Annotated in this window: 2 protein-coding genes and 1 pseudogene; 2 read left to right on the top strand and 1 reads right to left on the bottom strand. The window is 46.3% G+C overall.

Translation table 11 applies throughout. From position 1 onward, the window contains the following. Window positions 1–6: 6 nt before the first annotated feature. A pseudogene (locus RTR63_RS09715) lies at window positions 7–1,069 on the bottom strand (IS701 family transposase). 386 nt (window positions 1,070–1,455) lie between these two features. Here RTR63_RS09715 and RTR63_RS09710 point away from each other — a divergent pair. Both RTR63_RS09710 and RTR63_RS09705 read left to right on the top strand, forming a co-directional pair. Then, window positions 1,456–3,321, top strand: a complete 1,866-nt coding sequence (locus RTR63_RS09710; RefSeq protein WP_312523971.1) for a ShlB/FhaC/HecB family hemolysin secretion/activation protein — start codon at window positions 1,456–1,458, stop codon at window positions 3,319–3,321. A gap of 146 nt (window positions 3,322–3,467) precedes the next feature. Beyond that, on the top strand, window positions 3,468–10,186 hold a 6,719-nt coding region (locus RTR63_RS09705; RefSeq protein WP_312523969.1), incomplete at its 3' end, for a two-partner secretion domain-containing protein.

Genomic DNA, 10,186 nt, shown 5'->3' with positions numbered 1-10,186 from the left:
CTGAAGTTACGCACCGCTAATAGCCTTAAGCTGGGCAAAAGCCGACTGATTAGCAGAAATTAGTAACTTTGTACGCAAAGCGAAATGATTTAACTTGGTTTTGATTTTCAAACACTCAAGCTTAAACACCGCATACATAGCTAAAAACATATGATTAAACCGAGCCCTTTGGCTATGAGCAGGCGACTTACCCAAATTGGCATTTTGCTTTAACGACTTATGATACACTTCAACCTGCCATCGTTTTTGATAGCCGTTGATAAATTTATCTTTGTCGCATTGCAAATCTGAGCATACCAGATATAACACCCCTATACTATCGTCCTTGTTTGTAAACTTAGCGTAATAACAAGACTTCATCATGATAGTCATTTAAAAAGCCGTGAACAGGGGTATTATCGGGTAGATTAGATTCATCAATACGTACAAAGTTACCTTTTTCTCTATCATCCGGGGTTAAAGCCACCAAGCGATTTGACTTTAACGCAAAGATGAAATGCTTGTTAGCTTTACGAATATGTTTGAATGTCGCTTTGGCTGAAAACCAAGAATCGGCTAATACATAGTCGAATTTGACTTGGTTTTTGATTGCGCTATCAAACATATCAAGCAGTCGCTGATTTTTGGTTTTATCGCTTTTACGTTTAACGTTGCCTTTGTCATCGGTAAAGACATTGGGTTTGGTGATGATGTCAAAGCTTAAGGGTATGTCGATATCTTTGCGATGATACAGACAGTTAAGCAGGTTAATGCCTTTAACATTTTTGTTTTGGGTGTGGTCGTAGTGCCAGCAGTTGATGTCGTCGACGCTTGTGTGTGGTTTGGGCTGTATGGTGTCATCAAAGATGAGATAGCCGATGGCATTGGGTGTGGCATTTTCATGCTGTCTTAGCATGGGTTTAATCAGTTGCCATTGTTCTTTGGCGGTGAGTGTTTCACTGTTTAGAAAGCGGGTGATGCTGTCATGGTAGATGCTCCCTTGTAGTAGATTGGCAAGTCCTGTGGCGGTGGTTTGCCCAAAACTTGCGATGAGGTAGTCGCTGTAGAGTTCTATCATGTCTTTGTTCATTTGTTTACTCTCGCTGACTGCTTTTTTTGTTATGATAGCGCTTTTTTAAAGGGCTGCGTAACTTCAGTTAATATTATTGATATGTTTTTATTAAAGTAAATAATAGCGGTTATTATTGAACGCCAAATACGACAAAACTGCTGAATTCCTTAACGGGTTCCCTTTTCAACAATAACAAGTGTTTTTAATGAAAAAGGTATCTGATTTCACTCTAAAAAAACTTTACTAGCATAGCCAATAAAATCTTGAGCATAATGTTTCAGTTTATTGCTAAATGTTTATTAGTGTTAATTTGTTAACTATTTCTTGATCAGTTATTTACAATTCAACAAGACAAGCGTAAATTTGCGACTAAACACCTGTTTGTAGAATGGATTTGCCTTAAGATGTCGTTAATTTATACAGTTAGTTTCCCCAAGCGTGCTGTTCAATCATTGCCTCGTTTACCCAAAACCATAAAGATGTATCCTATCAGCCTATGGCTAATTTTACCTATATTAGCCCAATCTCAAGCGATGGCACTCACCCCCCAACAAATTGCTGATAACCAAATACAGCTACAACAACAGCGCGACGCCGCGCGCAATCAGGCATTGATTCCAAACCCCACAGTAACCATTGATACCAAAGCCGTGGCGCCAACTAACGTCTCTGCCACGGTTGACCCCAATGCCCCTTGCTTTACCATTAACCAAATCGCCCTGACTGCCCTTGATCATAAAGCCTATCAAGACCTACACACCTTCGACTTTGCGCTATTGCCAGTAACCCAAGGCAATACCAGCGTACTGGGCAAATGCTTAGGGATTAATGAGATTACCAGCGTGGTTACCCAAGTACAAAATCGCATCATTGAGCGCGGCTATGCCACCACCCGCGTGGTCATTGGTAACCAGAACTTGCAAAGTGGCACCTTACTGTTAACCATTATTCCAGGTTATATCGATCAAATTAAAGCCGATACCCGACAAAGCAACGTACCTGTGTATGTTGACGCCACAGGGCTACCCGCCAACTTTGCCCCTGCGCTGCCGTTAAAGTCTGGTGATATCTTAAATATTCGTGACCTTGAGACCGGTCTTGAAAACCTAAAGCGGGTGCCGACCGCTGACGCTGATTTTTCTATCAGTCCAAGCAGTACTTCGCAAGCCCCGGGTCACAGTGATGTGTTAATCAAATACGCGCAGCGCCGTAAAGCGCGCTTAGGCATCGGTATTGATGACTCTGGGTCTAAAGCCACTGGTAAATACCAAGGCAATGTCACGCTAAGTCTCGACAATGTCGCCAATTTAAATGATCTGCTGTATGTCAGCTATGGCCGCGACCTGGGCAACCAAATTAATGATCAAGTCCCTGGCGATAAAGGTAGCGAAAACTATGCCTTGGGCTATGTGCTACCGATTGATCGCTGGTTATTGGATGCCAATGCCAGTCATTATACTTATAATCAAACGGTGGCTGGTGCTAACCAAGACTACCAGTACCGTGGTGAAAGCGACAACCTGACAGTGGGCAGCCACTATTTGGCCCACCGTGATGCTAACAGTAAAACCTGGTTTAACGCCGGCGGCTTTGTGAAATCACAAAACAATTATATTGACGATACTGAAGTGGACGTACAGCGCCGCAAAATCTCCGGTTGGACCGCAGGGCTGACTGATGAACGCAAATTAGGCGATGCTTCGCTGAGAACTGAGCTAACCTATCAACGTGGTACCGGTGCTTTAGATGCCATTGACCCGCCTGAGCGTTTATTTAACGAAGGCACCGCCCGTACCGGTATTTACAAACTTAGCAGCAGTTTAACCCGGCCGTTTCGCTTAAACCTAGCTAACAAACCACAGCAGTGGGTGTATAGCGGCAGCTTAAAAGGCCAATATGCCATGGATGCGTTGGTGCCCAGTGAGCGTATGGCGATTGGCGGTCGTTACAGCGTGCGCGGCTTTGATGGTGAACGCACCTTGGCCGGTGATCACGGCGTTTTAGCCCGTCAAGATGTGAGCTTATATTTAGCCAACCAACCGCATGCCATCTACGCCGGTGTTGATGCTGGGTATGTGTCCATGAAAAACAAAGACCAAAACGATTTACTGCTCGGCCACAGTCTAGTTGGCGCTGCGGTGGGTATCAAAGGTCAAATCGCCCCACTGCACGCAAGCTATGATGTGTTCACCGGTTACCCACTCAAACAGCCGGATGGCTTTGGTGACAAACATTGGGTATCAGGCTTTAGCTTAAACTTTGAATTTTAATCTCTTTAACCCTGTCTTGACTGTATTAGGGACGGCAGGGCTTGATGTTTTTTACCAACCTATTACCTTACCCCTACTCGCTGCACGCATTGACCTCCCATCTTCCTAAAAAAACAGCATAGGGTTAACCCAATAAGGAAAACGCTATGAATAGCCGCCTGTATCGTGTGATCTTTAATAAAAACCTAGGTCGCCTAGTCGTGGTTTCAGAAAAAACTGTGGCTCAAGGCAAAGCTGGCAGCCAAGGTGGTCATGACAACAGCCACAGCACAGCTAACAGTCAAGCATGGGGTATGGTTGGCTACTGCTATGGTAAATGGCTGTTACTTACCGCAGCTGTTTTAGTCAGTTTAGGGACGGCACAATGGGTCCATGCCGACGTACAAACCCAAGTGATTGCCGATAGCAGTGCCGGTAAAAACGAACAAGCCACCATTTTAACAACCGCCAGTGGCATAACCCAAGTTAACATCCAAACCCCCTCAGCGGCGGGCGTCTCTAAAAACAGCTTTAGTCAATTTGATGTGGGTAGTGACGGCGTTATCTTAAACAACAGCCGAAAAAACACCCAGAGCCAAACGGCTGGGTGGGTGGAAGGCAACCCGTGGCTTGGTAAAGGGGAAGCCAAAGTTATTTTAGGTCAGGTCAATTCAACCAGTCCCAGTCAATTGGCCGGTTACACCGAAATTGCCGGCGGCAAAGCCGAGCTGGTGATTGCTAACCCCGCGGGTATTACCTGTTCGGGCTGCGGTTTTATCAATGCCTCTCGCACCACCCTAACCACCGGTCAAGCACAAATGGCGGATGGCAGACTCACTGGATTTGATGTGGGTGGCGGCAAAATTCGTATTGATGGTAAAGGCATGGATACCAGCACCAGTGACTATACGCAATTGATTGCTCAAACCAATGAGATTAACGCAAAGGTGTATGCTAAAAACTTGGATGTGATTTCAGGCACTAATCAAGTCAGCTATGACAGCGATGCCAGTAACACCCAAATTACCCATAAAGACCCAGCGGCAACTAACCAAGCCACCGGCGTTGCTTTAGATGTTTCAAGCCTTGGCGGTATGTACGCCGGTAAAATCCGCCTGATTGGTACCGATAAAGGCTTAGGGGTAACCAATGCTGGGGATATCAGTGCCAGCAATAGCTTAAGTTTGGATGCCCAAGGTAACCTCACCAACACCGGCTTTATGGGTGCCAAAGACGGTGCAACAGTAAACGTCAATGGCAATGCCATCACCAACAGCGGCACCATTGCCAGTAGCCAACAAGGCGTGCAGCTTACTAGTAGCAGCTTAACCAACAGTGGACTGATTAGCGCACGCTCACAAGGTTCTATCCGCAATACCACCAACACCAACACCGGTACCATCAGTGCCGGACAAGTGAATCTAACCACTGACAGCCTTAGCAACCAAGGGCGGATTGAACAAACCGGCAGCGGCAACCTTGCTGTTACCACGAATAGCCTGACCAACCAACACCAAGCGGTGATGGGCCAAGCCTTGTATGCTGATCAACCGACTGCCACTACCCCAAGCTTAGCCAACGCCCCTAGCACCGCGGCAACGGGCAGTCAGCAAGTTGCCAATAGTAACAACAGCACCAATCCTACCCCAGATACGTCTGTACCAGTGCTTGAACCGGTGACGGCTAACGGGCAAATCACGGCTAAACAGATTGACAACCAAGGCAGCAATGCCATTATTACTGCCAATGGCGGTATGGATGTCACCACCCAAACCTTAACCAATACGGATAAATCCAGTATTGCAGTCAATGGTCTACAAGCGGATAACCGCGTTAATAACCAAAACAGCCGCATACAGCTTGATACACTAAACTGGCAACTTAGCCAGTTTAACAACGCGCAAGGGCAAATTGTTAGTAAGCAGGGTATTCACCTGACCAGCCAATCGCCGATTAATAATGCCCAAGGCGTGTTAGCAACTTTAGGCGATGCCCGTATTGACAGTGCTGGGGCAATAAATAATAGCGACGGTGTGATTCAAGGCAAAGTCACCGATATCCGTGCTGCAAGTCTAGATAACAGCCGCGGCACAGTCGATGCCAAAGGCAATTTAACGCTAACCAGCCAAGGCGACTTAATCAATACGCAAGGTAATATCAGTGCCCAAGGCGCTGCCAATATCACCGCCGCAGGATTAAACAATGATCGCGGCGCCATTACCGCGACCGGTGGGCTTACCACGCAAAGTCAAAATCTTACCAACAGCGGTCAGCTGTATGGCGGCACAGGTAATCGCTTGACCAGCGGCGCCATTGATAACAGCGGCATTATTGGTAGTGGTGGTGCGACGACTATAACTGCTAGCAGCCTGAACAACACTAGCACCGGTGTGCTAGCCGCTGGCTTAAACGCCGATGGCACCTTATCGACCGACAAAGCAGATCTGATCGTCAATACAACAGGCGCCCTAACCAGCCGTGGTACGCACCTTGCGACCGGCAAATTCAGTCTAACCGGCAACCCCACCGATTTAGCCGGTAGCACTACCCAAGCGGGGGAAATTAGCTTAAGCTCAGACGGTGATTTATCCACCCAAGGCGCCAAGCTTACCGCCACCGAGACCATGAGCCTAAATGCCAAAGGCAGGTTAAATAACCAAAACGGTGAATTGGCGGCTAACACGCTTAAACTCACTGCCAACGCGTTAGATAACCGACATGGCAATATTACCCAAGCAGGCACCAATGATTTAAGCCTAAACTTACCTGGCGGACTCAATAACCAAGATGGTGTCATTGCCACCAATAGCCAAAACTTGACCATTAACACCAGCGAGTTAAACAACCAAACTGGTAACATTCAGCATGCAGGCAGTGGCAGTCTTTTATTGACCGCAAGCCGCGTGAATAATAGCCAGCAAGGCAGTGTATTAAGCCTGGGCGAGCAAACCTGGCAGATTGCCGGTGATATTAATAATAGTGACAACCAACAACGCGGCGGTATTCAAGGCAAACGCTTTGATATTAACGCGAACAACTTAAACAATGATAATGGGGTGGTCGCTGCCTTAAGTCCTACGTCGAGCGCTGACAGCCGTCTAGATTTAACAGGGACGTTGGCGAACACCAACAAAGCGGCTGTTTATGCCAGTAATGGCAGCTTAGCGATAACGGCAGCTGACATCACTAACGCCGGGCAAATCAGCAGTCGTGATCAGTTAACCACCACCAGTCAACGCTTTAACAATACCGGTAGTGTCTACGCGGGCGGCAATGCCGCTATCACCAACCAAGGTAATTTAACCAACACTGCCATGATGGCAGCTGGTAACCAGCTAACCTTGGATACGGGTAGCCTTACTCAAACGGCTAGCGGTCAATTGATCGCCGGCCTTACCCCTGATGGCAAATTAAGCACCCTACCTGCCCATTTAACCATCACTAGCCGTGATGCGCAAAGTAATGCCGGGTTAAACATGGCCACCGGTGATTTAACGGTTACAGGCAGCGCATTGAACTACACCGGTAGTCAAAACCAAGCGCAAACTATCGCACTCACTGCTAAAACGGGTGATATCACTCTAAGCGGCGCGCAAACCCAAGCAGCCGGACAAATCGCTCTTACCACCCCTGCAAGCTTGATACATGACTCGTTAGATGCGACGCACAAGGCAGTGATGCAAGCGGATCGCTTTGCCATTAACGCCGGTAATCTGTCGAACCAAGGCGGCACTATCAATCAAACCGGCAGCGCCGATTTCACCATTCACACGGGTAATTTTAATAACCAAGGCGGTCAATTGGGTGGCAATGCCAGCAACCTTAATGTAACCGCCACAGGGATTGTCAATAACCAAGACGGGGCACTGATTCACACTGGCAGCGGTGACATGCGTATCAGTGGTGCCAGTGTCAATAACACCCACGGTCAATTGATCACCAATAGGGGGTTAACTTTAACCAGCGCAGGCACCGTCACCAATGATGCCGGTGTCATACAAGCAGCGCAGGCAACGATTACTGCTGGGCAGTTAACTAACCAAGCGATCAATAACCAAGGCGGTAAAATTTTAACCAGTCAAGGCGATTTAACGGTAACGGGCAGTGTCAACTCGCAAGGCAGCGACTCGGTGATTCAAAGCGCCAACGATCTGACGGTAAACGGTGGGACGATTACCAATGGCAATGGCGCCATGCTATCAGCTGCCAAGGCGTTAACGGTGAATGCTGACGCGCTTAACAATGACAAAGCATTAATTGTTGCCAATCAAGCGATGGCGATTAATGCAGGTAGCACCACCAACGCTGGCAGCATTGGCAGTGTCAATGATGCGGTCACTATAGCAGGTGGCAGTCTAACCAATACCGAGTCCGGTAGCATTCAAGCCGCGAAAGCGATTAGCATTACTCAGGGGAATGTCGCCAACCAAGGTGTGATTGCCAGCAATGATGCGTTGAATGTGACCGGCTCTGGCGCAATCGATAATCATAGCGGGACCTTGGCGGGTAGCAACGTGGCACTAACGGCGCAAACGCTCAACAATAACGCCGGCTTCATTAGCCAAAGTGCAACCGATGGCAGTTTAACCATCACCACCCAAGGGCTACTTAGTAACCAAAACACCAAATCGACTACAAAACCAGTGGGTATCATAGCCAATGGCACTGCTGTCATTCACGCGGGCGATGTCAATAACAATCACGGTCGTATCAACGCCGATACTTTAAACCTTACTAGCACCGGTAGCAGCATCAATAATAAGGCAGGGGAAATCGCGGCCAAACAAGCGTTAACAGTCAATGCCGGCAATGCTAACTTAACCAATCAAACCGGTCAGCTAATGGGTCATACCACCAGTGTGACCGCAGCCGTAGTTGATAACAGCAATCATGGCTTGGTGCTGGCCAATCAAGATTTAACGGTGGATGCCGGCACTATTAGCAACAGCGATACCAAACAAGCTCCCGATGCTATCTTATCGCAAGGGTTGATTGCCGGTGGTAATGCCACGTTAAATGCGGCAGTGATCGACAATAGCAACGGTCAAGTGGTCGCGGGTAATGCCGCCACATTAAATATTAGCCAAACGCTTAATAATGCTAACGGTCGTATTGAATCAACTCATGTTCAGGTCAATGGTAGTGCCAATGTGGATAACCGTGCAGGTAGCATTAACGGTTATACACAGGCGGATGTCACGGCTAAAAATCTGGTGAACACTGGCGGTCAGCTACGTGCGCCTACTTTAAATCTGGCATTTAACGACAGCTTTACCCATGGTGCCACCGATAAGCTTGAAGCCGATAATTTAAGCTTAACCAGCCAAGGCGACTTTACTAACCAAGGTAAGCTTGCGATAGCTAAGCACTTAGCAGTCACTGCACAAAACATTGATAACCAAAAAGATGCCAGTTTAGAAAGCGGCGATTTAACGGAGCTGAATGCTAGCAATAATATTCAAAACCGCGGGTTGATTAATGGCGATAAAACCTATTTGACCGCTGGCAATACGCTCAATAATCTAAGCGATGGTCGTATTTATGGGGATTATGTGGCGATTAAGGCCAATACGCTCAATAATACCCCTGATTTATATTCTAAAACCAAGGTTGATTATTGTGAGCCTAGTTCTGGTTGTGCAGTTGAATATAAAGCGATATTGCCGACCACTAGACCACAAGTTCAGATTGGCACTGAAAAAGTGTTTTCTCAAGAAATCCCTATTTACGGACCTGATCCCAATCCAAGCCAAGAATGGGTTGATGCTCATACTACTTATGAGCCAACTTATTATGCGGTGACATCCGAACCGGCACCGGTGATTGCCGCGCGTAATCGCTTAGATATTGGGGTTAAACAGTTAAACAATAATCCTAATCCTGCACGCGCTGGCATATTTAATCCCGACTTCAATGGTCAAGCGCAGCTTTTAAGTAATGGAGAGTTACATATTGGTGGCGATTTGGATAATTCATATCAAGCGGTTGGAAGCGCCCAAACAATTACCAACCTTGGTGCTACCATTCAATCATCAAAGGATATGTATATTAAGACTGATAGTCTATTAAATGGTAATCCTACTTTCCAAAAAATTAATGAAGTCATATCAGCTAAAGATGAAATAAAGTGGCAATTTAAAGATGATGATAAAAAACGGTTCTTCTTTGAAAATGAGTTACGTAAAAGCAGCTGGGATTACTATACAAAAGACACCAATGAAAAACTTGGTGAAGATTATAAAGAATATAACTATAAAATATATACCTTAAAAGACCGAGTCGTTGCATCTGATCCTGCAAAAATGATAGCAGGACAAGACATCTATCTAGAAGGCAATGATTTAAAAAATGATAAAAGCATTCTCTTAGCGGGTGAAACTGGTCAGATTCATGGCAAAGAGCTTATTAATGAGGTAAATAACGCCAATACCTTGGGTAAAGAAAGTTCACTAAAAGATGGGCACTATCAACTAAAAGAAGTTCATTGCCATGCCGCTTGTAGTAAAAAAAGTTTAGATAAAGTTGGTCCAAAGGTTCCATTCGTTGAAATGGGTGAGTCAACCTCCTTTAAATTGCCGATTTTAAATGCCGATGTTAAAAATATCTACACAATATTACCTCCAGCTCAAGCAGCTATAGTTGATCGTGTTAATGGCCTTATTAACGCCCTAAACACGCTTAAACAAAGCACCCAGTCTGCCTCTAATCAAACAGGCAGCGCTAACAATCATGCTGCAGCAAAACAAGACGCCCTAAAGCTACTTGCCGACTTTGCCAAAGCCAACCCTGACAGTCTGACGGATGACCAACAAAAACAGCTATCTGACATCCTAGCTGCACAAAAGGACGGTAAAGGGGTTAGCCAAGCACAATTAAATGGTTTAAT

This window comes from Moraxella sp. CTOTU47724, from assembly GCF_032014955.1.
In the GTDB taxonomy this organism is placed as follows: domain Bacteria; phylum Pseudomonadota; class Gammaproteobacteria; order Pseudomonadales; family Moraxellaceae; genus Faucicola; species Faucicola tetraodonis.
Note: the sequence above shows the minus strand (reverse complement) of the source record. Positions and strands in the feature narration are given on the sequence as shown.